We start from the raw sequence: 26,284 nt of genomic DNA on the forward strand, positions 1-26,284 counted from the left end.
AATCAGTGGGCCGGGTAATCAGCCACCACTACATCCTGACCCTCGCGCGTCAGGCCAATGACCTGGTAGGCCTCGCGCCGCTCACCCATTTCCATGCCGGGCGAGCCCATCGGCATGCCGGGTGCGGCAATACCCAGTAGATCATCGCGTTTGCGCAGCGCCAGCACCTGCTCGGCGGGCACATGGCCTTCGACGAACTTGCCGTCGATCACGGCGGTATGGCACGAGCCCAGGCGCGGTGCGACGCCCAGGCGTTGCTTGACGGCGCTCATGTCGGCTTCGACATGGTCGTTGACCTTGAAGCCGTTGGTTTCCAGATGGCTGATCCACTTTTTGCAGCAACCGCAGTTGGCGTCGCGGTGGACGTCGATAGGGATCAGGTCGGCGGCCTGGGCCAGGGTTGAGGTGAACAGGGCGCAGAGTAAGGCCAGTCGCAAGGGGTTTTTCATGCGGGTCTCGTGGGCAAGAGGATGGCGTCGCAATTGTGCGGCGATCATGCCGACGTCATCGCAGGCAAGCCAGCGCCCACAGGGTGATAGGTGAGGGAGTAATGTTTCTAAATTATACGAAGGCCGCGTTTTCCAGCCGATGCTTGAGCTGGTCCAGCGCAATGCCCGACAGCTCGATCATGCGCGCGTGCAAGGTGGCCAGTTGCAATTCGGTCTCGTAGGTCAGCACTCGCTTGAACAGCGTGCCGTCACGGTGGGGCTGCAGGAAGTAGTGAATCGAACCGTCGACCGCCAGGGAGGTGAACACGGTTTTGAATTCACTGGGGCGGCGGGCGATCTGCACGCGATAGCTCATGGGCACGCGCACGCCCAGCAGGTCGATAATTTCGGTAAAGCGTGTACCGGCCGGCAGTGAACCGCTGGTGCCGGTGTCGGCACTCAGGGAGGAGGGGTGCCACTCGTGCCAGCGATCCGGCTGGGTCACGTAGTCGTAGATGACCTCGATAGGCGCCTGGATGAAGCGCTCCTGACTGATCCGCTCCAAGCGGACCGAATGCTCAGTTGCATGCATGACACACCTCCTGTGTGGCGAGATTTTGTCCTGAGAACTGTCAGAATAGTCCCACTCCCGCGCATTGCACGGGAGTGTCTCAGTAAATTATCAGCGCACCTTGAAGCGGCTCATCAATGCAATCACTCGGCCATTGGCGTCCAGTAGGCTCTGGGTGTTGGTTTGCGTGGCGTGGCCGCTTTCTACCAACTCGTCGACCATCTGTCGGATCTGCACCATGCTGCGGTTGATCTCCTCGGTCACCGCACTTTGCTGCTCGGCGGCTGTGGCGATCTGGGTGCTGAGGTTATTGATATGGCTGACGGAACCGGCCATCTCATCCAGCCCGGTGTTCACCCGCGCCGTGGCATCCGCCGCCGACTGGCAACTGGCCTGGGTGTTTTCCATGGCCGCCACCGACGAACTCACGCCCGTGGTCAGGCGCGCGAGCATCTCGTTGATCTGCGAGGTGCTGGCCTGGGTGCGTGCCGCCAGCGCCCGCACTTCATCGGCCACCACCGCAAAACCACGACCTTGCTCGCCGGCCCGCGCTGCTTCAATGGCGGCGTTGAGGGCCAGCAGGTTGGTCTGGCCGGCAATCGCGCCGATCACGCCGAGGGTTTCGGTGATGCGTGCAGCGTCCTGGCGCATGGCCTCCACGGTGTGGGTGGCGCTGGCGACTTCGCCGATCAAGGCGCTGACGCTGGTGGACGCTTCGCCGACCACCACGCGGGAGCGGTCGGCATGCTCATTGGCGCGCTGGGTGAAGGAGGCGGTTTCCGCCGCATTTTGCGCCACGGTGTCGGCAGTCGAGCTCATTTCGGTGATGGCGGTGACGGTCTGGTCGGTCTCCGAGGCGTGGCGCACCAGGATCTGGTTGGTGTGGGCCGAGGTCTGCTGCAACTGAGCCAGGCTTGACGACATGGCGCCCGTGGCCTGGGTCACCTCACCAATCATGTTCTGCAGGTAGACGATAAAGTGGTTGACCGAATGGCCGATGGCGCCCAGTTCATCTTCGGCGCGAATGGTGATGCGCCGCGTCAGGTCGGCGTCGCCGGCTGACAATGCATCAATATTGGTTTTCAGTGACTTCATGCGCTGCACCAGTTGGCGGATCGCATAAGCGGCCAGCAGCACCAGCAGCAACACCATGGGGATTTGTATCAGGGCCAGGCTGCCGAGCACGTCATCGCGTTGGGCGGTGATCAACGAGGTGGGCAGGGCGGTGGCGAGGAACCACGGCGTGCCCTCGATCGGGCGCAAGTAGAAGGTGCTGGCCACGCCTTGGTTGTCGAACTCGCTGCGCACAAGCCCTTGGTCGCGATGGGCCAGGGCTATACTCACCTGGGCGGCAAACGCCGAGGTGCCGGCCAGTTCGCTGATGTTCTTCAACACCACCGGGCCACTGATGCGCGAGCTGTTGCTGATGATCTTGCCGTCGCCTTCGACGATCAGCATCTGGCCGCCGATGTCTTTTTCCTTGCTGGCCACCAGCTCATTGAAGAACCCCAGGGTTACGTCAATGGTGGCCACCCCGTAGGCCGCGCCGTCACGCTGGATAGCCATGGCGCAATTGGTGCGCGGCTCCTGGCTGGCGTCGTCCTTGTAGGCCGCCGCCCAGGCGCACTGGCCGCGTGGCGAAGCGAGGCCGCCTTTGTACCAGCTCTGGTCGTAGTAGTTGGGTGCGGCGTCGCTGTTCCAGAACGTATTGACCGCCAGCTTGCCTGAGGCATCGCGGTGCCAGAAGGTGCTGAACTTGTTGCGCCCTGGCGCGCGTTGGTTGGGCAACGGCCAGATGCCGCCGCCGAAGACTTTCAACTCGCCATACTGGTCCACCAGGCCGGGCAGCACCTTGTCGATGGCGTCGCTGTCGAGCAGGGGAATGGTTTGGGTGATGCTGCGTTGCTGGGCCTGAACCTTATTCAGTTCGCCCTGGATGCGTTCAGCCACTTCGGCGACGCGGTTGAGCACCACCTGCTCTTCGGTATGGCGCAGCGTAGGGGCCACCAACTGGCCGATACCGACGACGGTCAACACCAATATCAGCAGGACGAACAACACCAGAAACAGGGTGTAGCGGGTTTGGATGGAGCGCAGTGGGGGCATGGGGTCGTCCTTACGAAGCGTTATTATCGACGCGGCTTTGTTAGAGCTTCGTAGGGCTATCGGCTTGGCGAGAAGGAGCTTTAGGTACCATGGTGCAAAGTTGTTGGGTGAGCGGCGACCCTGCTGGCGTTTGCTGCGCAAGGTCACCGAATGGAGGCGCGGTTAGCCGAACAAATCTATTCGCCAGCCTTGTCCGGCTTCACCTCAGTGAAAGCTGAACCCTGGGTGCGGTCGAACTGATCATTGGCCCCGGCGACAATGCTGTCCAGGCTCGAGTTATGCAAGTCGCTCGCGCTTGGATGCTGTGTGTCAGTTCTGCCATTGACCTTTGCGATAAGCCCCAGGTTGCTGGCCGGTGGTTTTGTGGAACGCGCGAGTAAATGCCGCCACCGATTGGTAGCCCACCGCCAGTGACACATCGGCCACGGTCATGTCCTGTTTGAACAGGCGGCATGCATGGCGCATGCGCATCATCAACAGCACGTGCCCCGGCGACTGCCCGCACAGCTCGCTGAAGCGCTTGAAAAATGCCGAGCGCGACAAGCCGGTGCAGGCTGCCATGCTTTCCAGTGTCCATGGGTCTGCCGGACGGGCGATCAATTGTTCCAACAACTCGGCAAACGCCGGTTGGCGGCCCAGTGCGGCCAAACCGCCCAGTTCGGTGTTATCGATAACCTGCTGGCGCAGCACATACAGAAACAATAAATGGCACAAGCGCTCAAGCAATGCCGAGGAGGGCGCCGGGACGCGCTCGCACTCTTGCAGGATCAATTCGAAGAGGTTGCGCGCGGCGGTCAGTGATGGGTCGCCGGCGCGCAAGACAATCCAAGCGGGCAAGCTGTCGACGATCATCGCCGACAAACCGGAATGGAAGTGAAAAAAGCCGCAGACCAGGCCGACGCCGTCGTCGGCGTTGCTGTCCAGCGCCAGCATCGGTCGGCGCGGGCATTCCTGCGCGGCTTTGGCCGTGGCCTCGCCAGACAGCCGATACTCGAGGTCACGCAGCAGAAACACCGCATCACCATTATTCAGGTGTTGGGGAAGGGGTTCGCCGTCAATATGCAACCAGCATTGGCCCTGCACAATCAGGTGGAAACTCGCGCTGGCCAGCCCGTGGGTGCTGGCATGCCAGGCACCGCAATAGCGGCCGACATGAAACAGGCTGGTGTTGAGTTCGAGGCTGTCTAATAACCAATCAACGAGAGAACTGGACGAATTCATCTAACGGAAAGACTCTAGAGCAAGTAATCGCTACTTTAGCCTATTGAGGCGTTTTTTTATAACCAACAGACTTAGGTGATGAACCCATCAGGAGACCACTCCATGTCCCGTGTACCGTTGCTCACCCCCGAAACCGCCCCGGAAGCGGCCAAGCCATTCCTGGAAAATGCCCTCAAAGGCTCGGGTTTCATCCCCAACCTGCTCGCCGTGTTGGCCAATGCACCGGCGGCGCTGGAGACCTATATCACCGTGTCCGGGCTCAACGCCAAGTCGGAGCTGACCCTCGCCGACCGCGAAGTGGTGCAGTTGATTGCCGCCACCACCCACGGCTGCGATTTCTGTGTGGCCGGCCACACCGCTGTCGCGCGCAATAAAGCCAAGCTGCCCGAAGACGTGATTGACGCCCTGCGCCAGCGCGGTGAATTGCCCAACGCCCGGTATGAGACACTCGCCGCCTTCACCCGTGAAGTGATCGCCACCCGTGGCGATGTCAGCGACGCGGGTTTTGAAGCGTTCCGCGCCGCCGGTTATACCGATGGCCAGGCGCTGGAAGTTATTTTGGGCGTCAGCCTGGCAACCCTGTGCAACTTCGCTAACGTGTTTGCTCGTACCCCGCTGAACCCGGAGCTGGCGCAATACCGTTGGGAAAAACCGGCAAGCTGAATCGGCGATGGTCCACCTGCTGTAAAAAGGAGAAACGAATGCTTGACCCAATCTTGAGCCGTTGGCTCGATGTTCAAGCGCAGGCCCTGGATGTGGGCAGTTGCGATCCACAGGAAGTGCTGCCAAGGCTGGCAGAGTCGAATGTATTAAGTATCGGCGTACCCAAGGCGCTGGGCGGCCTGGGCGGTGATGTGACCGGCGCGGTGGAAGCCATTGCCAATGTGGCCAGCCATTCCCTGGCGGCCGCATTTGTGTGCTGGGGCCAGCGCTCTTTTATCGAATATTTGTTACAGAGCCCGAATGAGCGGCTGCGCGAGCAACTGTTGCCGGACCTGCTCAGTGGCAAGCTGGCCGGGGCCACCGGGTTGTCGAACGCGATGAAGTTTTTGTCCGGCATCGAGACCCTGCAAATCAGCGCGGAGCCAACCGAAGACGGTTGGACCCTTAACGGCCGCCTGCACTGGGTGACCAACCTGCGCAAGAACGGTTTTGTTGCGGCGGCGGCGATCGAGCATGCCGGCGGCGGCGCGCCGTTTATCCTGGCCATCCCGGATTCGGTCGCAGGGCTGCAGCGTTCGCGTGACCTGGAACTGATGGGCCTGCAATCGAGCAATACCGCAGCCCTGGGCCTGGAAGGCGTGGAGCTGAGCCGCGACTGGTTGCTGCATGAAGACGCACGCAAGTTCCTGCCGGCCGTACGCCCGGCGTTCCTGGGGTTGCAATGCGGCATGTCCATTGGCCTGGCGCGGCGCTCCCTGGCGGAGGTGGCCAACCACCTGGGCTCATCGCGCACGGTGTTGCGTGACGAGCTGGAAGCCTTGCGAGCGACCCTGGATCACCTGGTCACAGAACTCAAAAGTGGCCTGTTGGCCGGTCGTTTTGCCGTCGAGCCGGTGCCTTTGTTCAAACTGCGTATTGCCTTGGCGGAAACGGCCGCCAGCGCGGTGCAATTGGAACTCCAAGCCAGCGGCGGCAAGGCCTACCTCACCGCCCATGGCAGTGGCTTTGCACGGCGCTGGCGCGAGTCGGCCTTTGTGCCGATTGTGACGCCCAGCCTGGTGCAACTGCGCACCGAGCTGCACCGTCAGGCCAATCTATGAGCCAGGCGGTAATGCACGCCCAGGGGATTTGCCTGGGCTATGCCAGCGGGCCGGTGTTGCAAGGGTTTGACTTGCAGCTGCAAGCGGGTGAAGTGGTGTCGATCCTCGGCCCAAGCGGCGTGGGCAAGTCCAGCCTGTTACGCGTGCTGGCCGGTTTGCAGGCGCCGCAGGGCGGTAGCGTGCAGGTGCTGGGCGAGCCGCTGGCCGGGCCGCATCCACGGGTGGCAGTGGCGTTTCAAGACCCCAGCCTGTTGCCCTGGCTGAACCTGGAAAAGAACGTCGCCTTTGGCCTGGATTTCGCTCGTCAGCCGCACTTGAGCCCTGACGAGCGCCGCCAGCGCGTCGACCACGCGATTGCGGCGGTCGGCCTGGAACATGCGCGTCAGCAATTCCCTGCGCAGTTGTCCGGTGGCATGGCCCAGCGCACCGCGTTGGCCCGTTGCCTGGCGCGCCAGCCGCAGGTCTTGCTGCTGGATGAGCCGTTCGGCGCGCTGGATGAAGTCACCCGCGCCGACATGCAGCACTTGCTGCTCAAGGTCAACCGCGAGCAAGGTTCGGCGGCGGTATTGATCACCCACGACATTGATGAAGCGCTGCTGCTGTCCGACCGCATCCTGCTACTGGGCAACCGCCCGGCGCGGACCTTGGGCGAATGGCACATTGATCTGCCGCAACCGCGCGAAGAGCAGGTTGAAGCCATCGGCGCGTTGCGTATCGAGATTCTGAAAACCTTACGGCAGGCGAGCCGCCCTCAACCCAACCCCATTGACCAACAGGAGTTTTCACATGTGTCTGGATGACCTTACGCACTCGCGCCGTGACTTTCTCAAACTCTCGGCAGTGCTCAGTGCTGCCGGTGCCTTGCCGTTGTTGAGCAGCCTGCAAGCCCGCGCCGCCAGCGAGCCGGACGCACCGGTACGTATCGGCTATTTGCCGATCACAGACGCCACGCCATTACTGGTGGCGCATAACAACGGCTTGTTCGAGGCCGAAGGCATCAAGGCCGAGCGCCCGGTGCTGCTGCGCAGTTGGGCGCAGGTGATCGAGGCGTTTATTTCCGGGCAGGTCAACGTGATTCACTTGCTGTCGCCGATGACGGTATGGGCGCGCTACGGCAGCAAGGTGCCGGCCAAAGTCGTGGCCTGGAACCATGTCGGCGGTTCGGGCCTGACGGTCTCGCCGGGCATTACCGAGGTGAAGCAACTGGGCGGCAAGTCGGTGGCGATTCCGTTCTGGTACTCGATCCACAACGTGGTGGTGCAGCAACTGTTCCGCGACAACGGCCTCACGCCAGTAGCGCGTGCCGCCGGCACTGCGATTGCAGCCAATGAGGTCAACCTGATCGTGTTGCCGCCTTCGGACATGCCGCCTGCGTTGGCGAGCAAGCGCATCGACGGCTATATCGTCGCCGAGCCGTTCAACGCCCTGGCGGAAAACCTCAAGGTCGGTCGCGTGCAGCGCTTTACTGGCGATGTGTGGCGCAACCATGCGTGCTGCGTGGTGTTCATGCACGAGCATGACCTGACCAACCGCCCGGAGTGGTCGCAGAAGGTGGTCAATGCCATCGTCAAGGCGCAGGTGTGGACCCGCGATAACCGCGAAGAGGCGGTGAAGCTGCTGTCCAAGGACGGCCCGAACCGCTACACCCCGCACGCTGAACCGGTGTTGAGCAAGGTGCTGGCCCCGGCCGCCGCCGACCGTGCCGCGTACCTGGCTGACGGCGCGATCCAGCATGCCAATTGGGACGAGCATCGCATCGACTTCCAGCCTTACCCATTCCCCAGCTACACCGAGGAATTGGTGCGGCGCCTGAAGGACACGTTGATCGAAGGCGACAAGAAATTCCTCGCTGACCTGGACCCAGCCTTCGTGGCCAAAGACCTGGTGGACGACCGCTTCGTGCGCAATGCCATCGAATCCGTGGGCGGCATGAAAACCTTCGGCTTGCCCGACGGTTACGAACGGCACGAGGAGATCGGCGTTTGAACAACGGCAGAATCCCTGGCTGGTGGCTGGGGCTGAGTGGTTTGGTCGGCTTGCTGTTGCTGTGGTGGCTGGGCGTGAAAGTGTTTGGCGAGGCTGACGGTCTGTCGGCACGCTTCTCGCTGGCGGCAACCGCCAGCAGCTTGTGGGAATTGCTTGGGCGCAGCGAGCTGTACCTGCACATCGCGGTGAGCCTGAAACGCATATTCGTTGGGCTGTTTCTGGCGCTGTTGGTGGGTGTGCCGTTGGGGCTGCTGGTGGGCAGTTCGCGCAACCTGGAGGCGGCCACCACACCGGCGTTCCAGTTTCTGCGCATGATTTCGCCACTGTCCTGGATGCCCATTGTGGTGATGCTGATGGGCGTGGGCGACCAGCCTATCTACTTCCTGCTGGCGTTTGCCGCCGTGTGGCCGATCATGCTCAACACCGCCGCCGGCGTACGCCAGTTGGACCCGCGCTGGTTGCAGCTGAGTAAAAGCCTGAGTGCCACGCGCTGGGAAACCCTGCGACGGGTGATCATCCCAGGTGTGGTCGGGCATGTGTTGACCGGCGTGCGCCTGGCCATCGGCATTTTGTGGATTGTGCTGGTGCCGTGCGAGATGCTCGGGGTGAGCGCGGGGCTGGGGTATTTCATCCTCGACACGCGCGATCGACTGGCGTATTCGGAGTTGATGGCGATGGTGGTGGTGATCGGCTTGCTGGGGTTTGCGCTGGATGCGTTTGCGCGGTGGTTGCATCAACGTTGGGTGCATGCCGGCTGAACCGCGAACCTCTCGCTTTCCGTCCTGGAAAGCGAGAGGCGCCTGCTATCAGCGGTGCTCGTAGCCAGGGCCGCCATCGTAGCGATGGTCGTGCCAGCCGCCACCGCCGCCGCGAGGGAAAAAGAAGCAGCCGCTCATGGTCAACATGATCAGCAATGGAATCAGCAGTGTGATTCGACGGAGCATTTTTACATCCTCTAAAGTACCGACAGGTTCAATCAGGCGCGGAACAAGCCAAAATTTCTCAGCGCCTGTAACATATGACCCTGCCGAACCGGTGCCATCCCCGTAACCGGGTATGTGCTTGGCATGCTCGGCGATACAAAGTGGATACATTCTTAAGCTTCAGGAACCCGTCATGACCCAAAAGCAACGTTTGAAATATTCGATTCTGATCGCCCTGGCAGTACTGGCGTCGATGTTTGGCCTGTCTTATCTGCAAAACACCGGCGTGATCAGCGAAAAAACGTTCCAGTACCTGGCGATTGCGATTGCCGTAGTGGTAGTGGTGATCAACGGCATCATGCGTCGCAAGGTCAAGCCTCACTTCTGATGTCTGGCAGAGCGCCCGGTCAAAGCATCAGGCGCGACCGTCGAGCACTTTGGCAGCCTCTGCATGGAGGCTGTAGCTTTTATCGGCATTGAGGGTGATCACGCCCTCGCTGCACAGGCGCTTTAGCACCTCACGCACGCTGAGAAACGACAACGGAATGCCCAGCTCGAGCAAATGGCTGTGTACGCCGCGCACGCCCAATGTGCGCTGGTTGTCGGCGGCGGTGAGCAGGGCGTCGATGACCTTCAGCCGGATCAGGCTGGTGCGCAAACCGAAGCACTTGAGCAAATGGCGGATACGCTGGTTGCCGTGCTCCGGCGCTTTGCCGAACGCTTGTGCGCCGCCGCCGTAATTGGCGTCGGCAGCCGGTGAATGTCCATCCGTGGGCGGTTGCGGGTTGTACATGCAAAAACTCCTTATCAGAGCCTGATCAGGAAAATGATGGCGCTCTTATTGAATAAGACGAACGAGCGAGCGAAATCATGAAGTCCCGGATGTAGAAATTTTGTCGGTATCCACTTTGTCACACGTCAACCGCCGTTTAAAAAACACCCGCTGCGCCTAAATTATTTCCGGTTGCCTGCGTTCTTACGGTGGGGTCGTTGCCCCTTGTTAGGGTGTTCAATTTGACTGTGGAGCTTGCGTGATTATTTCCAACCGGTTGTCCAAGGCGTGCGTCGCAGGGCTGTTGCTGGGGCTGAGCCTGAATGCTTCAGCGCGTGAACAGGTGACACAGGCTTCTGCAGATATTCGTCGCACCACCTTCGGCGTGCCGCACATCCGCGCCAATGATGAACGTGGCCTGGGCTACGGCATTGGTTACGCGTTCGCGCAAGACAACCTGTGCCTGCTGGCCAATGAAGTGGTCACGGTGAACGGCGAGCGCGCGCGGTTTTTCGGCCCGGACCAGGCGACCCTCGAAGAGCGCAACAACCTGGCCAGTGATGTGTTTTTCAACTGGCTGAATACGCCTCAGGCTGTTGCCGCATTCTGGAAGGCGCAAACCCCGCAGATGCAGCAGCGCATCGAAGGCTATGTCGCCGGCTATAACCGTTATCTGAAAGAGCAGGGCGCACCAACCCAGTGCCACGCCACGTGGGTGCGCCCGCTGGTAGTGGAAGACTTGGTTAAGCTGACGCGCAGGCTGCTGGTGGAAGGCGGTGTCGGCCAATTCGCCGAAGCCCTGGTCGGTGCCACGCCGCCGCAAGCCACCGCCAGCCTGGCACCAAGCGCCAAAGCCTATGCGCTGGCCGCAGCCAATCAACAGCGCTTCAGCCTTGACCGTGGCAGCAACGCCGTGGCCGTGGGCCGTGATCGTTCGTTTAATGGCCGTGGCATGCTGCTGGCCAATCCGCATTTTCCGTGGGTCGGTGGCATGCGTTTTTATGAAATGCACCTGACCATCCCTGGCCAACTGGACGTGATGGGCGCAGCACTGCCGGGTTTGCCGGTGATCAATATCGGCTTTAACCAGCACGTGGCCTGGTCCCACACAGTGGACACGTCCAAGCATTTCACCCTGTATCGCCTGACCCTCGACCCCAAGGATTCCACGCGTTATCTGCTGGACGGCAAATCCATTCCCCTCGATCAAACTTCAGTGAAGGTGCAGGTCAAACAGCCGGACGGCAGCCTCAAAGCGGTGAGCCATACGGTCTACAGTTCCCAGTTCGGCCCGGTGGTGCAATGGCCCGGCAAACTGGACTGGGACAGCCACTACGCCTTCAGCCTGCGCGACGCCAACCTGGGTAACGACCGCGTGCTGCAACAGTGGTACGCGATGAACCGCGCCACCAGCCTGAAAGAACTGCAAACCTCGGTGCACACCCTGCAAGGCATACCGTGGGTCAATACCGTGGCCGCCGACGATCAGGGCCAGAGCCTGTACATGAACCTGTCGGTGGTGCCCAACGTCAGCGCCGCCAAACTGGCGCAATGCAGCGACCCACGCGCCGGCCTGCAAATGATCATGCTCGACGGCGCCCACAGCGCCTGCGCCTGGGACGTTGACCCGCGTGCGGCGCAACCTGGCATCTTCGCTGCCGACCAGTTGCCGCAACTGCAACGCAGCGACTACGTGCAACACTCCAACGACTCGGCGTGGCTGGCCAACCCCAAGTCGCCACTGACCGGCTTCTCCCCAGTGATCAGCCAGGACCACATCGGCCTCGGCCCACGCGCACGTTTCGCCGTGCAGCGCCTGCAATCCCTGGAGAAGCAACCCATCAGCGTGGCCGACCTGCAAAACATGGTCATGGATAACGAGGTGTACCTCGCCGGCCAGGTCATGCCAGACCTGCTCGAATATTGCGCCAAACACCTGGGCACTGACGCTGCCGCGCTGCAACCGTTGTGCACCAGCCTGAAAGCCTGGGACCAGCACGCCAACCTCGACAGCGGCATCGGCCTGGTGCACTTCATTAACCTGGTCGAACACCTGCAGCAAATTCCCGACGCCTGGCGGGTGCCTTTCGACCCGGCGCAACCGTTGACCACGCCACGTGGCCTGGCCATCGACCGCGAGGAGGTGGCCAAAGCCCTGCGCGAAGCCATGCTGGCTTCCAGTGCCGAAGTCAGTAAACTTAAGGCCACGCGCTGGGGCGACATCCAGGTCAGCGGCCAAACTCCCATGCACGGCGGCCCGCAACAACTGGGCATCTACAACGCCATGCAAACCGTGCCCCGCGCCGACGGCAAACGCGAAGTCGTCAGCGGCACCAGCTACTTGCAAATCGTCACCTTCGACGACAACGGTCCCCAGGCGCTGGGCGTGTTGGCCTTCTCCGAATCCAGCAACCCCGCATCCAAACACGCCAAGGACCAGACCCAAGCCTTCTCCGAGAAAAAGCTGCGTGCGCTGCCCTTCACCGAAGCCCAGATCAAGGCCGACCCGCAGTATCAGCAGCAACGCATCCAGGAGTAGGGCAGGCCCGCAACCCCTTGATGGCTATACGAAATATTTTTGAAATCAAGGGGTTGCAGGTAAAAGCAAATACGTACATAATGGCGCCCATCGAACGCAACGAAGCATTTAAAACTTCAATGTATTCAATGAGTTAGAGTAGAGGCAGGGTTTTACAGCCCACTCAAGTTTTTATGCGGTGAATGTCAGTAGTCAGGGCATTGATCGTTTGAGGCCGAGTAGCAAAATGGTTATGCAGCGGATTGCAAATCCGCCTACGCCGGTTCGATTCCGACCTCGGCCTCCACTCTTGAAAACCCTGTAGATTAACGTCTACGGGGTTTTTTATTGGGTGCGATTTATGATCCCTTCCGCAACCCCACGCATGGCTCGCGCATTGAGCCTCGGGCCAACTACATGAGCGACATCCTTCAGGATTCTTCCTCTGATGTTCGGACCACTCTCTCGAGGGCATTTGCAGACGCGCTCGGGTGGTTAAATACTGAGTTATTGATGTTTAATAATGATTTGAATGATTCAGGGTTGTATTGAATTCCGAATCGATATAAAGACCTGTTACTTTTAACAGGTGTAAAAAAAATATAAGAGCGGATAATTTATTTGTAGGTCTTCTACTATAAAGGAGAGTGTCATGTCTATACAGAATTTTGTGTCGCGCATAGTTACGCATGACGAAATTTTTATAGAAACGGCGTCTCAGGCAAAGGCTGCTTTAGAATACGCCGAAATTAAAACTGAGATGGAGTACAAAGATTTTGAGGGGAAGCTTGTGGATATGAGCCGGGAAGAAACAGAACATTTCCTAAATCAGGCTCAAAATACATAAATTTTGCTGCAATGTTTTCACTAGGAACCTCGCTCCGGCAAGGTTTTTTTTGCCCGAGATTTACCCAGACTAAATGGGGGCAGGTCCTGAGGAATCCCCGATATTTTTAATATCGGGGACAGACCACAATTTCTGAATTTTAAAAATGGTGGTCTTCCCCGTATCCAATTGCTAGGCGGTCAATGATTAGCGGCTGTTGGACTAACTTTATCCAGCGCATCATCCACGAGCAGTTGCGCGTTCTCAATCAGATGCGCCAATCCGAATATTTGAAGGCGCCGAGACCCGGTTGATTCGAACGCTTGTTCATTAGCCATAATAGATGCCGAAGCCAAAATCTCACTTGCATTGATCAGAACATCTTCTGAAGTCACATCAGTCCTTACTTTGAAAACACTGGTGGAGAGTTCTTCACCCTCTTTGCTAGCTTTCATGAATAATCCCCCACCGTGTAATGCACTGAGTGAGCATTCAGGTTTGTCACTTCGACTTCAATAACTGGGCAGTTGCGATTTGTAGAAAACATCCTCTTGACCCTCAGAAAATTAAGAGGCCACCACCGTCGTTGCGACACGGGTGGGTGGTGGACCGTGCAAGGGTCGCAAACCAGTTTCTGAGGAAACCAGCCGGGCAAGAGCCCGCCTCACACGGTCCACCATAGATGCGGTAAACAGGCATAAAAAAAGCGCCTGCTACAGAGCTATGGCGCTACCGCGCCTCAGATTACTTCAGGTTGCGACACCCGGCCACAGGATTTACTGCAACGGTGGATCCTAGCCAAGTTGCTTCCTATGGCTCAACCTCGTTAGGTTGTGGGAAATGTCCGAGGCTAGATTGTGCAGGGGGAACACAGCAAATAAATTGCTTTTTTATTAAAAATACGGCCTGAATTTGCCTTTAGCGTGCAGACGCACAGGGGGACGGTTCTATTTTCAGCGAAATGAATCCGTCCCTTTTTTATGCTATTAAGCCAACTCCCTTCCTCCAAGGATCACCCAGCCTATGTCCACTATTGCCGGCGTATTCACCCGCCAGTTCTTCCACGGCACCCGGGCTGACCTGGAGCCAGGTGACTCCATTCGCGTCGGCTACCCCTCCAACTTCACAAAGGGTAAGCCACTGTCCTGGGTCTATTTCGCGGGCACGTTGGACGCTGCAATCTGGGGCGCGGAGCTGGCGCTGAGCGAGGGCGCACAGCGGATTTATGTGGTAGAGCCCACCGGGCCGATCGTTGACGACCCCAACGTGACGGATAAGAAATTCCCCGGCAACCCCACGCTGTCCTATCGCTCGCTGGAGCCACTGCGAGTGGTGGCTGAGGTGACGAAGTGGCAGGGGCATGCGCCTGAGCGGCTGCAGCAGATGAAGGACAACCTTGCCCGTTTGAAGGCACAAGGTCTGGATGTGATCATTGACTGACGGCTCTCGAGCACATTATTCCCAGCGAACTTCCAGTTCAGAAATCTCCCTTTCCAACGGTTCCCTGGATTCAAACCATGCATCGAAACCGTTGAACTGGTCGTCGGCCAGGTAGAGGTAATAGCCTCCGGTTTCACCTGTGGTGTCATCCCGGATCGTTATCGTCCAGCCCGTGTGCTCCCCTGATAATATCGTTCCGCTGCGAGTGGTGGGCATGGGTGGCTTAGTCGCCCTCGCAAGCGTCACCGCTGCTGTAATTGCCGCCCGCGCCTGAGGGCTGTTTTTCCAGCAGGTCGACCCGACTGCTGCCGATGCTTGCGCGAGAATGTCACCCACCTCCGACTTTCCAAGCACCGCCAATGAGTCAATGCCCAACTGCTCCAGCCGTGTAATCACGGTGGGGCCTACGCCCTTGAGCGCGAGCAAAGCGGTTCTTTCTTCCAATGAAAACGGCATGTATAAATTCCTTATTTATTACTCACTAGGCCTCAGCGCGGACAATCCGTTGCGCCTTCACTTCTTCGGCGTACACGCCAAGTTTGGCCTGTTGCGCAGCCAGCAGTGCGCACATTTTCATCAGTGCCACTGCTTCTTCGGGTGTTCTGCCGTTTGCGGCCATCGCTGTCAGCTCAACCACCGACCAGCCGATAACTGCCTGTGCATCGTCAAGGTCGTAAAACAGTTCTTGTTGTGCGGTTCTGGGCCCGTCGAGGCCCTCTATCAGTTCGGCCATTTATCGCTGCGCCTGCTGTTTTGGTTGAAGTCCCATGACGACCATCCCGATGTCGACAAGGTCCGTGCTGAAGGGGATTTCGCCCATGCGCCGAAACCCGAATGCCTCATAAAAGCCCTGTGCATTGGCATTGGTTTTAAGTACATCCAGCCACAACAACTGTTCACCACGTCGCGCCACTTCATCGCGAACAAACCACAACAGTTGCTTGCCGTAACCCAATGCGGCGGCGGATTTGAGCAAGTAGATTTTCTGCAGCTCCGCGCCTACCTCACCGGTTAACGGCGCAGGCACTGCCCAATTCACTTTGGCATACCCGACGGCATTGCCTTGTTGATCTAAAGCCATGAACCACGCATGCCTGCCGGGCAAATCGAGTGACTTGCGCAGCGCATTGGATGAAAAATCCTGCTCAAGAAAACCGTGCATACCGGTAGGCGACCATAACGTCGAAAAATGCTCGCGATAGGTCTGGCAACCGACCTCGCGAAGCGTATCGATATCGGCGGTTGTCGCTTTACGAATGGTGATCATATTCTTCCTTGGTTTATCCGCGTAGCACCCGCTACAGCGTCCAGCCTAACCCAAGGGCCTTGTGCAGCGAGGCAAAATCCTTCAGCAGCTCAGCGTCGCCGGAAATTCGGCTCTCTTGCGCCTGGTAGCGCGTGCGCTCGGCATCCAGCCAATCCAGAGTGCTGGCCGTGCCCGCGCGATAACGCTGGCGGGTCAGGTCGGCGGCGCGTACCGCCGAAGACTCGACATTGCGCAGCAGCACCACATTCTGGCGCTGATGGCCATAGCGTGCCAAGGCCACATCCGCATCGCGCAATGCACTTAGCACCACGCTTTTGTACTGCGCCAGCGCTTCATCGCGCCCGGCTTCGGCGCCTTTGACGCTGGCGGCGACGCGGCCGAAGTCGAGGGCGTTCCAGGTGATGCGTGGCAGGATGAGCCAGGTGCCGCTGTCTTTGCGCGCAAGGTGGCCGGGGTCGCTGGCCGAGAAGGAGAGGTCGCCGGTGAGGCTGAGTTTGGGGAACCAGTCGGCGGTTTTTTCGCCGATTTGTGCGTTGCTGGAGGCCAGTTTGCGCTCGGCCATGCGGATATCCGGGCGCGCCTTCAGCAGCGCCGCCGGGTCGGCCAGCGGTACGGCACTGGGCAAGGCGGGCAGGGCGCGGGCGGTTGCGAGTTGACCATCCAGTTCGCCGGGTTCCAGGCCGCAGAGCAGGTCGAGTTGGTCGAGGGATTCGACGATGGCGGCTTGCAGTGGCAGGCGCTGGGCCTGGGTGTTTTCGGCTTGGGTGATGACCTGTTCAAGTTGCAGTTGCGAGGCCACGCCGCGCTCGCGCCGCTGCTGGGTGAGGTTCAGGGCCTGGTTTTCGATGTCGACGCTGGAGTCCACCAGTGCCAGGCGTGCTTGTTGGTCGCGCAAGTCGGTGTAGGCCTGGACGATTTCGGCGGCCAGTTGCACCTGGGCATCGGCCAATTGCGCCTGGGATGCGTCGGCTTCGGCTTGCGCGGCTTCGACGGCGCGGCGGGTGCCGCCGAACAGGTCGGCTTCCCAGCTGGCATCGAAACCGGCGAGGTAGAGGTTCAGCGGGCCACGGCCGCCACCACTGTTGCCACCCAACGCGGAGGTGTCGGGCGAGCGCAGTTTGAGCATCGCAGCGTCACCGCTGACCTTGGGCATCGCGTTGGCCTGGGCACCGCTGAGGCTGGCGCGCGATTGCTGCAAACGGGCCCGGGCGGTGGCGATGTCCGGGCTGTTTTGCAGGGCTTGGTCCACCAGCTCGTTGAGCTGCGCGTCACCCAGTGTGCGCCACCACTGCGCGACAGCGGGTGCGCCAGCGGAGGTGTTATCGGCATGGGGCAGGCGCCCGGCCGCCAGGGTTTTGGGCGCGACGTTGGGTGCGCCCTGGTAGTCGGGGCCGACCGTGCAGGCGGACAGCAGCGCAACGCTGAGCAGAAGAGCAAGCTTGCGAGAAATCATCGAGGTACCGTGCGCTTTTTCAGAATGAAGATCAGGGGCAGGCACGCCAGCATCGCCAGTCCCAGTAGATAAAACGAGTCGTTGTAGGCCATGACCGAGGCTTGCCGCGCAATGTCATTGGCCAGTTGCGCAAAGGCTTGCAGCTGTGAGGTGGACGCATCACCGGTTTGTGCCAGGTAGCTGGCGGTGCTGCTGGCCATATGGTCCTGGGCCAATTGGCTGTTGGCCTGGATGCCTTCACGCAGCATGTCGTCGTGAAAGTGGCTGCGCCGGTCCATCAACACGCCGAGCAGGGCCAGGCCGATGGTGCCGCCCAGGTTGCGTGACATGTTGTACAGCCCGGCGGCGTCCCCGGCCTCGTGGGTTTGCACCGAGCGCATGGATAATTGGCTTAGAGGCATCATCACCAGGATCTGCCCGAAGCCGCGCAGCAGCTGCGACCAGATAAAGTCGTGGCCAACGCTGTCGGTGGTGAGCGTGGTGTCGACGTAGCAACTGGCCCAGTACAGCAACAGCCCGGCGCCGACCATCCAGCGCAGGTCGTAGCGGCCCAGCATTCTCGGCAGAATCGGCATCAACAGAAACGCCGGGATCCCCGACAACAGCATGATCGCGCCCGATTGCTGCGCGTTGTAACCCGACAAAATGCCCAGGAACTGCGGCACCAGGTACGCCGTGCCATAGATCCCGGCACCGACTGCGGTGCCGATCAACAACACGCTGCCAAAGCTTTTGTTGAGCACCAGTTGCAGGCGCAGGATCGGTGTTGTTGAGCGCAATTGGCCCACGGCAATCAGGAAGAACCCGGTGACGGTGGCGATGCTCAACCAGATGATCAGCAGCGAATCAAACCAGTGCTCGCGCTGGCCTTCTTCGAGTACCACGGTCAGCGAACTCAGGCCCATGGCCAGGCCCAGAATGCCCAGCCAGTCAGCGCTGATAAAACGCTGCAGGTTCATGCGCTCGGTCGGCAGGCCGGTGATCAGCAAGGTGATCAGGGCGATGCTGATGGGCAGGTTGAGAAAGAAACACCAGCGCCAGTTGATGTTTTCCGTGAGCCAGCCGCCGATCACCGGGCCCAGCAACGGGCCAAGAATCACGGTCATGCCGAACATCGTGGTGCCGATCGCCAACTGGTGCGGCGGCAGGCGCGTGCGCACGATGGTCTGCGCGGTGGGGATCATGGCGCCGCCGGCAAAGCCCTGGCCGATGCGCCCGGCGATCATCGCGCCGAGGCTGGATGACAGGCCGCAAAACATCGAAAACGCGGTGAACATCAATGCTGTGCCGATCAGAAAGCGGCGCAGGCCGAATACCCGCGTCAGCCATGCGGCGAGCGGGATCATGACGATCTCCGACATCAGGTAGCCGGTGGCGATCCATGTACCTTCGGTGCCGGTCGCACCGATCTGGCCCTGGATCTGCGGCAGCGCCGAGTTGGTGATCGACACGTCCAGCGTCGCCAGCAACGCGCCCAATGCCCCGGCTGCGACGGCGATCCAGTCGGTCAGCGAGGCGTTGCGCGGTTTTTCGGCGACGGCCTCGGCCATCAGCGCCTCAGCCATGATTGGCATCCACAGCGTGGGTGCGCGTGTCGACGTCGACGGTGGCCGACAAGCCGGGCATCAACGAGGCGCGAATATCATCGGGTACGTCGAGCGCAATCCTCACCGGCACTCGCTGCACGATCTTGGTGAAGTTGCCGGTGGCATTCGACGGCGGCAGCAAGGCGAACTGCGCGCCAGTGCCGGGCGACAGGCTGTCGATATGCCCCTGCAGGTTGCGGCCGGGCAGTGCATCCACGTGCACCGTGACGGCCTGGCCGGGGCGCATCTCGCCGATCTGGGTTTCCTTGTAGTTGGCGGTCAGGTAGATCGCGCTGATCGGCACCACCGTCAGTAAGCGTGTGCCGGGCTGCACGTACTGGCCGACGCGCACACCACGGTCGGCGACCCGACCATCGAGCGGGCTGCGGATCACTGCGTCATCCACATCCAGTTGGCTCTGGGCTTCGCTGGCCTTGGCCACGCCGAGCTGCGCCTGGGCTTGTTTGAGTTGGGCTTGCAGGGTGCCGTAGCGGGTTTCGCTGGAGCGCAGTGCAGCCTGTTTGGCCGCTACGGTGCTGCGCGCCTGCGCCAGTTGATTATTGAGTTGCGCCAGGCGTTCTTCTGGCTCGGCGCCGGAGCGGGCCAGCGGCGCATAGCGGGCCACTTCGGTTTGCGCGTGTTGTGCGTCGGCCTGGGCGCCTTGCAGTTGGGCGCGGGCTTCGGCAATGGTGGAGTCCTGCTGCACCAGGTCGGCCTGGGCTTTGGCGTAGTCGGCATTGCGCGCGGCAATCGTCGCCGAGGCTTCGTCGCTCACCGCCTGGTATTTGCGCGCATCCAGGCGCACCAGCACGTCGCCGCGCTTGACGTTCTGGTTGTCGCTGACCAGCACCTCGGCCACATAGCCGTTGATCTTTGGCGCCACGCTGATGCTGTCGGCTTGCAGGTAGGCGTCGTCGGTGGTCTCGACAAAGCGCCCGTTCAGCCACCACCACGCGGCCCATCCAAGGCCGCCCAGCAGCGCGAGGGTGGCGATACCCAGCAGAATCCGGCGCGCCTTGCTGCGCTGGCCATTGACGGTGTCTTCAGGAACGACCTGAGGGGAGGGTGTTGCAGCGGACATCGGGTCATTCCTATGGGTGTGAGCCGGTTTTAGAGTGCGAGTTTTATAACGGTTGGAATAAATTCTATTTTTCGCCAATTTTTGTCAACTGGTATATTTTGTTCAGGTATTCGAAAGGAGCTGCACATGGCACGACATAAACCTGCCGCCGAAGGTGGTTACCAGCGCGGTGAAGAAACCCGCGCACGTATTGTCGAGGCGGCTGTCGAGGTGTTTGGCGAGCGCGGTTATGACCGCGCATCCACCCGTGACATCGCCACGGCGGCCGGGGTCAATGCGCCGGCGATCCAGTACTACTTTGATGGCAAGGAAGGCGTGTACCTGGAGTGTGTCGAGCATTTGATCACGCTGCTGTGGCGCAAGATGTCGCCGTGTGTGGAAGCCGCCGAGGCCGCGCTGGCCGATACCAAGGCGAGCGATAAAGCCTTGATCGATGTCTCGCTGGGCATTCTGGGCACGGTGGTCTCCACCATCCAGGACAGCCCCCAAACCACGATCTGGCGCGCATTCATGGATCGTCATCAGGCGGGCCTGTGCCCGCAAAGCGCAACCACCGCCTTTGAAGACCGCTTCAAGGCACGCATCGGCCGCGTCATTCGCGAACTGATCGCGCGCGTGGCCGGCTTTGCCCTGGAAGACGAGCGCACGGTGATTCACTCCATGGCGCTGTTCACCCAAGGCTTGGCGTTTCGCGTGCAGAAGCCCAAGTTACTGGAAGCGCTTAAGTGGACCGAGGTGAACCAGAAGGAGATGGAGTCGGTGCGCGATGTGGTGCTGATGCAGGCACGGTTTACGCTGGAAGGGCTGGCCAGGCAGCGGGATATGCGCCCGGCTTGATCCCGTTTTTAACCCAGAACTTTCAACCTGGAACAAGGAAGTACTATGTCGGTTTACGCCATCACCATTCCCTGCTTTGCGCAGATGCTTAACACGCTCAAAGGTTTGCTCGACAAGGGTGAAGCCCATGCAAAGGCATTGGCTTTCGACCCGCAAAACCTCCTGGACTCACGCCTTGCGCCCGATATGCACGCCCTGGCGTCCCAGGTCCGTTACGCCTGCACCCAGGCGCGGGAGGCGGTTGAGCGGCTGAGTGGCGTTTCAGTGTCGACCTTGGAAACACCAGGCTCCATGAGTGCGGCGGTCGGCCTGATCGATCAGACGCTCAACATTCTCGCTGAGGCTGATCGCAACGTGATTGACGGCCGGGCAGGGCACTTAATTACTCTCGAGCTTCCCGGCGGCATCACCTTCGAGCTGACCGGCAATGAATACGCCGTTAATTGGGCCACGCCGCAGTTCTATTTTCACTTGATGACGGCGTACAGCATCCTGCGCCATAACGGAGTGCCACTGGGCAAGGCTGATTATGTGCCGCATATGTTTGCGTATTTGCGTAAAGACTAATTATTCAGTGAGTGGCAGCGCTGTTGCTTTTCTGTGGGAGCTGGCTTGCCTGCGATGCAGGCACCTCGGTACATCAGGCACACCGAGTTGATTCCATCGCAGGCAAGCCAGCTCCCACCTTCGACCGAGTATGGCTCTGCTGTTGCTGTTGGTGTTGCTCCGGCCCTTACATCCTTTTCGATGACTCTACGGACCGGACACATGGTGGACGGGTGTACGGGGACATGGTGGACACTTCTCGGCAAGCCCGCTGCCACATTTTTGATTGCGCAGTGCTTCGAAAACACCGGCAAAACCCGCTTGGCGTTGTGAAATGTTGTGAAGCGTGCGGAATGGCCCTTTGCCCATGCTAACGTCCGCGTCGGGGTATCGTCAGCATGACGATTTCATTCGTTCCATTGAAGGAGCAGCGCCGATGTCTACTACCGTAACGCCCGCGTCTGGCGGGTCGAATACGCCAAAGTCTTCGCCTTCCACGTTCGACGACAAGTTGAACATTGCCAAGTCCAGCAAGGTGATTGCCGATTACATGCGCCAGACCGGCAAGTCGGCGATTACCAAGCAGGAACTCACGCAACTGGCCAACAACGCATCGGGCAAGGTGCCCACGGATGTGTCCGACGCTGCCAAGTACATGGAGCGCCACCCGGACGTGTTCACCGCGATCGAAACCCACGACGTGGCGGGGGCCGATAACCTCTCCGGCGTGTGGAACTTCGATTGGGCGGCCAAGGGTGGTCTCGATGGCACCTCGACCGACGCCATCGCCAAAATGCAGGACACCTTCGACTTTGCCATCGCCAAGTCCGCGCAGATCACCGAGATCTCCACGGGCAAAAAGGCTGAGCTGGACTCGACCAAGCAGCGGCCACAAAACTGAGGCGTGTGGTTTGTCAGCCACTATCAACGGTTCCCGGCGGGCTCACCGGGAACCGTAGTTGGTCGATAGGCAGTTGTGATGTGTTCAGCGCAGATTCAAGCAAGGTGCGCAACTATACCGAACAGTGAAGCAAACCCCCTCGCCACTGTCGGAGAAACCTTGATGTTTGTGACCCTCGGCGTACTTGCCCTCATTGCCCTGTGGGTGTGGTGGACCTATCCGCGGGTGGGCAATCTGTTGTTCGAGTTGATCGGTTGGGTTGAAGCGCGGCGCTCGCGTTTGAAAGCCATCCGCGTGCCGATCAAAAGCATGACCCTGGCCACCTACCAGGGCGGCGCTGCGCATGCGCCGGCGCTGCTGCTGGTACACGGTTTCGGCGCGGACAAGGGCGTGTGGCTGGGGTTTGCGCGGCATTTTGTCGACGACTACCGGGTGATCATCCCGGACCTCGCCGGCCATGGCAAAAACACCTTCGTGGCGGGCGGCGACTACAGCATTGCCGCCCAGGCACGGCGAATGGTGGCACTGCTGGATGCGTGCCATATCGACAAGGTTCATGTGATCGGCAGCTCCATGGGCGCCTATGTCGCGAGCTGGCTGGCGGCCCACCACCCTGAGCGCGTGCTGTCCTTGGGCCTCATCGGCGCTGCGGGCGTGAACCTGCCGCAACCCAATGAAGTGGAAGCCTTGGTCAACAGCGGCGACAACCCGTTCCTGATGCATAACCGCGCGCAGTTCGACCGGTTCTTTGCCATGACCATGGCCGCGCCACCCTTTATTCCCGAAGTGCTGCTGGCCGCCGAGGCGCAGACCTACATCAAGCGCCGCGAAGAGCTACGCGAGATTTTTACCGACTTCTCCGGCAGCCCGCGCATGGAACCCTGGTTGCCGCACATACAGGTGCCGAGCCTGATCCTGTGGGGCCGGCAAGACCGTATGGTGCCGGTGGCCAGTGCACAGACCTGGCAGGCCGGCATTCCCCATGCGCGCCTGGAAATTCTGGACGGGATCGGCCATCTGCCGATGGTCGAGGCCACGCAAGCCTGCGCCGTACACTGTCGCGAATTGCTGGATAAAGCCAAAGTGTATGCCTCGATCCGCCCCTAGCTGTACGGGGCGGCCAGGGCCGTAACCCACTACTGTCGCAGGCATACCACCCGTCTGGATGCCGCGCCATGTTCATGTCCACCAGCCTGTTGTCCGCCTTTGTGCTGTTTGCCTTCGTGTCCTCGATCACTCCCGGCCCGAACAACACCATGTTGCTCGCCTCGGGGGTCAATTTCGGCTTTCGCCGTTCGATGCCCCATGCGCTGGGGATCAGCATCGGTTTTATGCTGCTGGTGATTTCGGTAGGCCTGGGCCTGGGTGAAGTGTTCAAGCTATTCCCGTGGGCCTACACGGTGCTGCGCTATGTGGGCGCAACCTATTTGCTCTACCTGGCGTGGAAGATCGCCACCGCTGGCGGCATGTCCGAGCACCCGGACGAGCGTGGCAAACCCATGACCTTTCTCGGCGCGGCCGCGTTTCAATGGGTCAACCCCAAGGCGTGGATCATGGCGCTGGGAGCGATCACCACCTACACACCGGCCGAGGGTTATGTGACCAATGTGCTGGTGATTGCGCTGGTGTTTGCCGTGGTCAACCTGCCCAGTGTGTGCGTGTGGGTGGGGTGTGGCAGTGGCTTGCGCAATGTGCTGCGCGAGCCGCGTTGGTTGCGGGTATTCAATTGGTCGATGGCGGGGTTGCTGGTGCTGTCGTTGTACCCGATGCTGTTTGCGTGAAGCAGCGACGTTGCGCTGAACCTCACACCGGCGAGATGGTTGCCAGCAAGCCGATGCCGATGGTCAGCACCAGAAAACCGAACAGGAAAAGTGCCATCTTGGTCATAAGGCCTCCGAAGGGAAGGGAGTCGACAGGAGTGTCGGGATGGCGCCCATTGTCCGCTTCGCAGGCGTTTCGATACAGACGCAGATAGCAAAGAAAAAACCGTATCAGATGGGCCCGCAGCTGCCAGGCTACGGGCCTGGGAGGCGGGCGCTTTTGTAAAGATCAGCCTTGAGGGGCCTGTTGCGGTTCAACCACGCAGTGCGGGAAGCAGCTCAGAAGGGTCGGGACGCTGGGTGTAGTCCGGGTTGACCTCAGCGTAGGTAATCACGCCGTCCTGGCCGATCACGAAACGTGCTGGCATCGGTAATACCCACGCCGGGTTGTTGTTGAGGGCCGGCAGGTCGTTGCCGAAGGCTTTGTACAGCTCTATCAGGTAGTCAGGCAGGGTGAAGCGCAGGCCAAAGGCGTCGGCGACCTCGCTCAAGGTGTCGGACAGGATCGGGAAGCTCAGGTGGTTTTCACGCACCGACTTGCGGCTGTTCACGGTGTTCTGCGGCGAGATAGCCAGTAGGTTCGCACCCAATTCACGAAATTGCGGCAGGGCTTGCTCGAGCGCCTGCAGCTCCATGTTGCAGTAAGGGCACCACACGCCCCGGTAGAAGCTGATGATCAACGGCCCTTGAGCCAGCAGCTCAGCGGAGGAGACAGGCTTGCCTTCGGGGTCATTGAGGGTGAAGGCCGGGGCCTTGTCGCCGACCTTGAGTGCGTGTTCGGCCTGGCCGGTGGCGATCAGTTCGGCGGTCGCACGTTTCATCACCACGTGTACCTCGGGTGGCGCGTTGTAGGGTGGTTTGCCGGCGACGAAGTCAGCATTAAAAGCGTCGAGTTTGGCTTGCAGAGTCATGTTCAGTTCCTGGCGAGTAGAGGGTTAACAGCGCCAGGCAAGCGTCCTCTATCGTGGCGCCTGCCAGTAGAGAGGCGCGCAGCATAGCAATTATTCTTCGCGGGAATGCGGCACGACAGCCGGCGCATTTGCCCCTAAGATAGCGGCCATTGCATCAACAATAAAAGTGGGCCAACCCTCGATGGAAAGACGCCAGTTCAGCGGTGGCATGAAAGGCAAGAACCTGCGCTACCTGAATGAAAACTTCCAACAGCCGTCGTCGGTCACCCGCGTCGGTTTTTTGCTGCTCGAACACTTCTCCCTGCCGGCATTCACCCAGACCCTCGACACCCTGATCACCGCCAATCTGTTGCGCCCTGATCTGTTTGCCACGCGTACCTTCGGGTGTGACGAGGGCGAAGTCATCAGCGACCTGGGCCTGGTGATCCGCCCGGATGCGCGGCTGGAAGCGTCGGCATTACCCGAGCTGGATTTGCTGGTGATCTGCGGTGGTTTTCGCACCGAACTCAAAGCCGGCGAGGATTTCATCCAGCTGTTGCGCAGCGCCGTCGAACAAGGCGTGAGCCTCGCCGGCCTGTGGAACGGCGCCTGGTTCCTCGGCCGCGCCGGGTTGTTACAGGGTTACCGCTGCGCGATCCACCCGGAACATCGCCCGGCGCTGTCGGAAGTCTCCAAAGCTGCCCAGGTCACCAGCGAACCCTACGTGATCGACCGCGATCGCCTCACGGCTTCCAGCCCTTCGGGCGCGTTCCACATGGCCCTGGACTGGATCAAAAGCCTGCATGGCAAAGCCTTGGTCGAAGGCATCGAAGACATCCTGGCTTTTGAAGAATCGCGCTACCGGCGTATCAAACCCACGGAAAACATCAGCGTCAGCGCACCACTGCGCGAAGTGGTGAAACTGATGGACGCCAACCTCGAGGAGCCGCTGGAGCTGGACCAACTGGCTGTGTACGCCGGCCGTTCGCGGCGCCAGCTCGAGCGCCTGTTCAAGGAGCAACTGGGCACCACGCCGCAACGCTACTACATGGAACTGCGCGTCACCGAAGCGCGGCGGCTGTTGCAGCACACCGAGTTGTCGCAGGTGGATGTGCTGGTGGCCTGCGGGTTTGTGTCGCCGAGTCATTTCAGTAAGTGCTATAGCGCGTATTTCGGCTATCGGCCGTCCAAAGAAAAGCGCTTGGTCAAGTAGCGTTGAGGGCGAACACAGTCACTGTGACTGTGACTGTGGCGAGCAGGCTTGCCCTGCGTTGGGTGGCGAAGCCGCCCCTCATTCAGACGACTCGGTGAGTCAGGTGTAACGGTATGGGGCTGCTGCGCAGCCCAAC

28 protein-coding genes, 1 tRNA gene and 1 pseudogene are annotated in these 26,284 nt (G+C 60.3%); 16 read left to right on the forward strand and 14 right to left on the reverse strand.

Annotated features, from left to right (window positions below; translation table 11 throughout):
• Positions 1–2: 2 nt before the first annotated feature.
• The 4 genes from K0H48_RS13000 to K0H48_RS13015 all read right to left on the reverse strand — a co-directional run bounded on the left by K0H48_RS13000 (position 3) and on the right by K0H48_RS13015 (position 4,326).
• Positions 3–449, reverse strand: a complete 447-nt coding sequence (locus K0H48_RS13000; protein WP_219267774.1) for a DUF411 domain-containing protein — start codon at positions 447–449, stop codon at positions 3–5.
• A gap of 112 nt (positions 450–561) precedes the next feature.
• Positions 562–1,020 carry an SRPBCC family protein gene (locus K0H48_RS13005; RefSeq protein ID WP_219267775.1) on the reverse strand — a complete coding sequence of 153 codons (459 nt, stop codon included), beginning with the start codon at positions 1,018–1,020 and terminating at the stop codon, positions 562–564.
• A 90-nt stretch (positions 1,021–1,110) separates the two neighbouring features.
• Positions 1,111–3,105, reverse strand: a complete 1,995-nt coding sequence (locus tag K0H48_RS13010; RefSeq protein WP_219267776.1) for a methyl-accepting chemotaxis protein — start codon at positions 3,103–3,105, stop codon at positions 1,111–1,113.
• 309 nt (positions 3,106–3,414) lie between these two features.
• A complete protein-coding gene (locus K0H48_RS13015) occupies positions 3,415–4,326 on the reverse strand; it encodes an AraC family transcriptional regulator (RefSeq protein WP_219267777.1) in 912 nt (303 codons plus the stop codon).
• A 102-nt stretch (positions 4,327–4,428) separates the two neighbouring features.
• Here K0H48_RS13015 and K0H48_RS13020 point away from each other — a divergent pair, with 102 nt between their 5' ends.
• From K0H48_RS13020 to K0H48_RS13040, 5 genes are read left to right on the forward strand one after another with little or no spacing between them, the layout of a single operon-like run.
• Positions 4,429–4,989, forward strand: a complete 561-nt coding sequence (locus K0H48_RS13020) for a carboxymuconolactone decarboxylase family protein (protein WP_056860138.1) — start codon at positions 4,429–4,431, stop codon at positions 4,987–4,989.
• Between the two features lie 38 nt (positions 4,990–5,027).
• Positions 5,028–6,089 carry an acyl-CoA dehydrogenase family protein gene (locus K0H48_RS13025; RefSeq protein WP_219267778.1) on the forward strand — a complete coding sequence of 354 codons (1,062 nt, stop codon included), beginning with the start codon at positions 5,028–5,030 and terminating at the stop codon, positions 6,087–6,089.
• Positions 6,086–6,889 (forward strand): ABC transporter ATP-binding protein, encoded by an 804-nt coding sequence (locus K0H48_RS13030; protein WP_219267779.1) that lies wholly within the window; start codon positions 6,086–6,088, stop codon positions 6,887–6,889. The genes K0H48_RS13025 and K0H48_RS13030 overlap by 4 nt, the downstream gene beginning before the upstream one ends.
• Positions 6,876–8,075, forward strand: coding sequence for an ABC transporter substrate-binding protein (locus K0H48_RS13035; protein WP_219267780.1), 1,200 nt, complete (start codon positions 6,876–6,878; stop codon positions 8,073–8,075). Before K0H48_RS13030 ends, K0H48_RS13035 begins: the two co-directional genes overlap by 14 nt.
• Complete coding sequence (locus tag K0H48_RS13040; RefSeq protein WP_219267781.1) at positions 8,072–8,833, forward strand: ABC transporter permease; 762 nt, start codon at positions 8,072–8,074, stop codon at positions 8,831–8,833. The genes K0H48_RS13035 and K0H48_RS13040 overlap by 4 nt, the downstream gene beginning before the upstream one ends.
• A 48-nt stretch (positions 8,834–8,881) precedes the next feature.
• Here K0H48_RS13040 and K0H48_RS13045 read toward each other — a convergent pair whose 3' ends face one another.
• Entirely contained in the window at positions 8,882–9,019 is a 138-nt protein-coding gene (locus tag K0H48_RS13045; RefSeq protein ID WP_178112666.1) for a hypothetical protein, read from the reverse strand.
• A 172-nt stretch (positions 9,020–9,191) separates the two neighbouring features.
• Between K0H48_RS13045 and K0H48_RS13050 the strand changes: the two genes are divergently transcribed.
• A complete protein-coding gene (locus tag K0H48_RS13050) occupies positions 9,192–9,386 on the forward strand; it encodes a hypothetical protein (protein WP_065931559.1) in 195 nt (64 codons plus the stop codon).
• 27 nt (positions 9,387–9,413) lie between these two features.
• On the opposite strand, the gene K0H48_RS13055 is transcribed toward K0H48_RS13050, so the two are convergent.
• The gene (locus tag K0H48_RS13055) at positions 9,414–9,791 is read right to left on the reverse strand and encodes a hypothetical protein (protein WP_056860132.1); all 378 of its coding nucleotides are present in this window, start codon (positions 9,789–9,791) and stop codon (positions 9,414–9,416) included.
• A gap of 238 nt (positions 9,792–10,029) precedes the next feature.
• On the opposite strand from K0H48_RS13055, the gene K0H48_RS13060 reads away from it, so the two are divergent.
• The 3 genes from K0H48_RS13060 (at position 10,030) to K0H48_RS13070 (ending at position 13,135) form a co-directional block, all read left to right on the forward strand.
• Positions 10,030–12,309 carry an acylase gene (locus K0H48_RS13060; protein ID WP_219267782.1) on the forward strand — a complete coding sequence of 760 codons (2,280 nt, stop codon included), beginning with the start codon at positions 10,030–10,032 and terminating at the stop codon, positions 12,307–12,309.
• 212 nt (positions 12,310–12,521) lie between these two features.
• A tRNA-Cys gene (locus tag K0H48_RS13065) sits at positions 12,522–12,595 on the forward strand.
• Between the two features lie 345 nt (positions 12,596–12,940).
• The gene (locus K0H48_RS13070; RefSeq protein ID WP_219267783.1) at positions 12,941–13,135 is read left to right on the forward strand and encodes a hypothetical protein; all 195 of its coding nucleotides are present in this window, start codon (positions 12,941–12,943) and stop codon (positions 13,133–13,135) included.
• A gap of 179 nt (positions 13,136–13,314) precedes the next feature.
• On the opposite strand, the gene K0H48_RS13075 is transcribed toward K0H48_RS13070, so the two are convergent.
• Entirely contained in the window at positions 13,315–13,569 is a 255-nt protein-coding gene (locus tag K0H48_RS13075) for a DUF3077 domain-containing protein (protein ID WP_219267784.1), read from the reverse strand.
• Between the two features lie 568 nt (positions 13,570–14,137).
• Between K0H48_RS13075 and arr the strand changes: the two genes are divergently transcribed.
• Complete coding sequence (arr, locus tag K0H48_RS13080; RefSeq protein ID WP_219267785.1) at positions 14,138–14,554, forward strand: NAD(+)--rifampin ADP-ribosyltransferase; 417 nt, start codon at positions 14,138–14,140, stop codon at positions 14,552–14,554.
• Positions 14,555–14,779: 225 nt separating this feature from the next.
• On the opposite strand, the pseudogene K0H48_RS13085 reads toward arr, so the two are convergent.
• The 6 genes and pseudogenes from K0H48_RS13085 to K0H48_RS13110 all read right to left on the reverse strand — a co-directional run.
• Positions 14,780–15,010, reverse strand: a pseudogene (locus tag K0H48_RS13085) (helix-hairpin-helix domain-containing protein); the annotation flags it as partial.
• Between the two features lie 25 nt (positions 15,011–15,035).
• Positions 15,036–15,287, reverse strand: a complete 252-nt coding sequence (locus K0H48_RS13090) for a hypothetical protein (RefSeq protein ID WP_219267786.1) — start codon at positions 15,285–15,287, stop codon at positions 15,036–15,038.
• Entirely contained in the window at positions 15,288–15,821 is a 534-nt protein-coding gene (locus tag K0H48_RS13095) for a GNAT family N-acetyltransferase (RefSeq protein ID WP_219267787.1), read from the reverse strand.
• A gap of 31 nt (positions 15,822–15,852) precedes the next feature.
• Complete coding sequence (locus K0H48_RS13100; RefSeq protein ID WP_219267788.1) at positions 15,853–17,274, reverse strand: efflux transporter outer membrane subunit; 1,422 nt, start codon at positions 17,272–17,274, stop codon at positions 15,853–15,855.
• A complete protein-coding gene (locus tag K0H48_RS13105) occupies positions 17,271–18,839 on the reverse strand; it encodes a DHA2 family efflux MFS transporter permease subunit (protein WP_219267789.1) in 1,569 nt (522 codons plus the stop codon). The genes K0H48_RS13100 and K0H48_RS13105 overlap by 4 nt, the downstream gene beginning before the upstream one ends.
• Positions 18,832–19,941, reverse strand: coding sequence for an HlyD family secretion protein (locus tag K0H48_RS13110; RefSeq protein ID WP_219267790.1), 1,110 nt, complete (start codon positions 19,939–19,941; stop codon positions 18,832–18,834). The genes K0H48_RS13105 and K0H48_RS13110 overlap by 8 nt, the downstream gene beginning before the upstream one ends.
• A 126-nt stretch (positions 19,942–20,067) precedes the next feature.
• Here K0H48_RS13110 and K0H48_RS13115 point away from each other — a divergent pair, with 126 nt between their 5' ends.
• From K0H48_RS13115 to K0H48_RS13135, 5 genes are all read left to right on the forward strand, one after another.
• On the forward strand, positions 20,068–20,778 hold the full coding sequence (locus K0H48_RS13115; protein WP_219267791.1) for a CerR family C-terminal domain-containing protein: 711 nt from the start codon (positions 20,068–20,070) through the stop codon (positions 20,776–20,778).
• A gap of 45 nt (positions 20,779–20,823) precedes the next feature.
• On the forward strand, positions 20,824–21,345 hold the full coding sequence (locus tag K0H48_RS13120) for a DUF1993 family protein (protein ID WP_219267792.1): 522 nt from the start codon (positions 20,824–20,826) through the stop codon (positions 21,343–21,345).
• 415 nt (positions 21,346–21,760) lie between these two features.
• Positions 21,761–22,225, forward strand: coding sequence for a hypothetical protein (locus K0H48_RS13125; protein ID WP_017138878.1), 465 nt, complete (start codon positions 21,761–21,763; stop codon positions 22,223–22,225).
• A gap of 162 nt (positions 22,226–22,387) precedes the next feature.
• Entirely contained in the window at positions 22,388–23,332 is a 945-nt protein-coding gene (locus K0H48_RS13130; RefSeq protein ID WP_219267793.1) for an alpha/beta fold hydrolase, read from the forward strand.
• 68 nt (positions 23,333–23,400) lie between these two features.
• Positions 23,401–24,006: a LysE family translocator gene (locus K0H48_RS13135; RefSeq protein ID WP_219267794.1), complete on the forward strand. Its 606-nt coding sequence runs from the start codon at positions 23,401–23,403 to the stop codon at positions 24,004–24,006.
• A gap of 293 nt (positions 24,007–24,299) precedes the next feature.
• Here K0H48_RS13135 and K0H48_RS13140 read toward each other — a convergent pair whose 3' ends face one another.
• The gene (locus K0H48_RS13140; protein WP_219267795.1) at positions 24,300–24,956 is read right to left on the reverse strand and encodes a peroxiredoxin-like family protein; all 657 of its coding nucleotides are present in this window, start codon (positions 24,954–24,956) and stop codon (positions 24,300–24,302) included.
• Between the two features lie 208 nt (positions 24,957–25,164).
• On the opposite strand from K0H48_RS13140, the gene K0H48_RS13145 reads away from it, so the two are divergent.
• Complete coding sequence (locus tag K0H48_RS13145) at positions 25,165–26,148, forward strand: GlxA family transcriptional regulator (RefSeq protein WP_219267963.1); 984 nt, start codon at positions 25,165–25,167, stop codon at positions 26,146–26,148.
• The last annotated feature ends 136 nt before the right edge of the window (positions 26,149–26,284 follow it).

The sequence above is a fragment of the Pseudomonas sp. Xaverov 259 genome (assembly GCF_019352915.1).
Taxonomy (GTDB): Bacteria; Pseudomonadota; Gammaproteobacteria; order Pseudomonadales; family Pseudomonadaceae; genus Aquipseudomonas.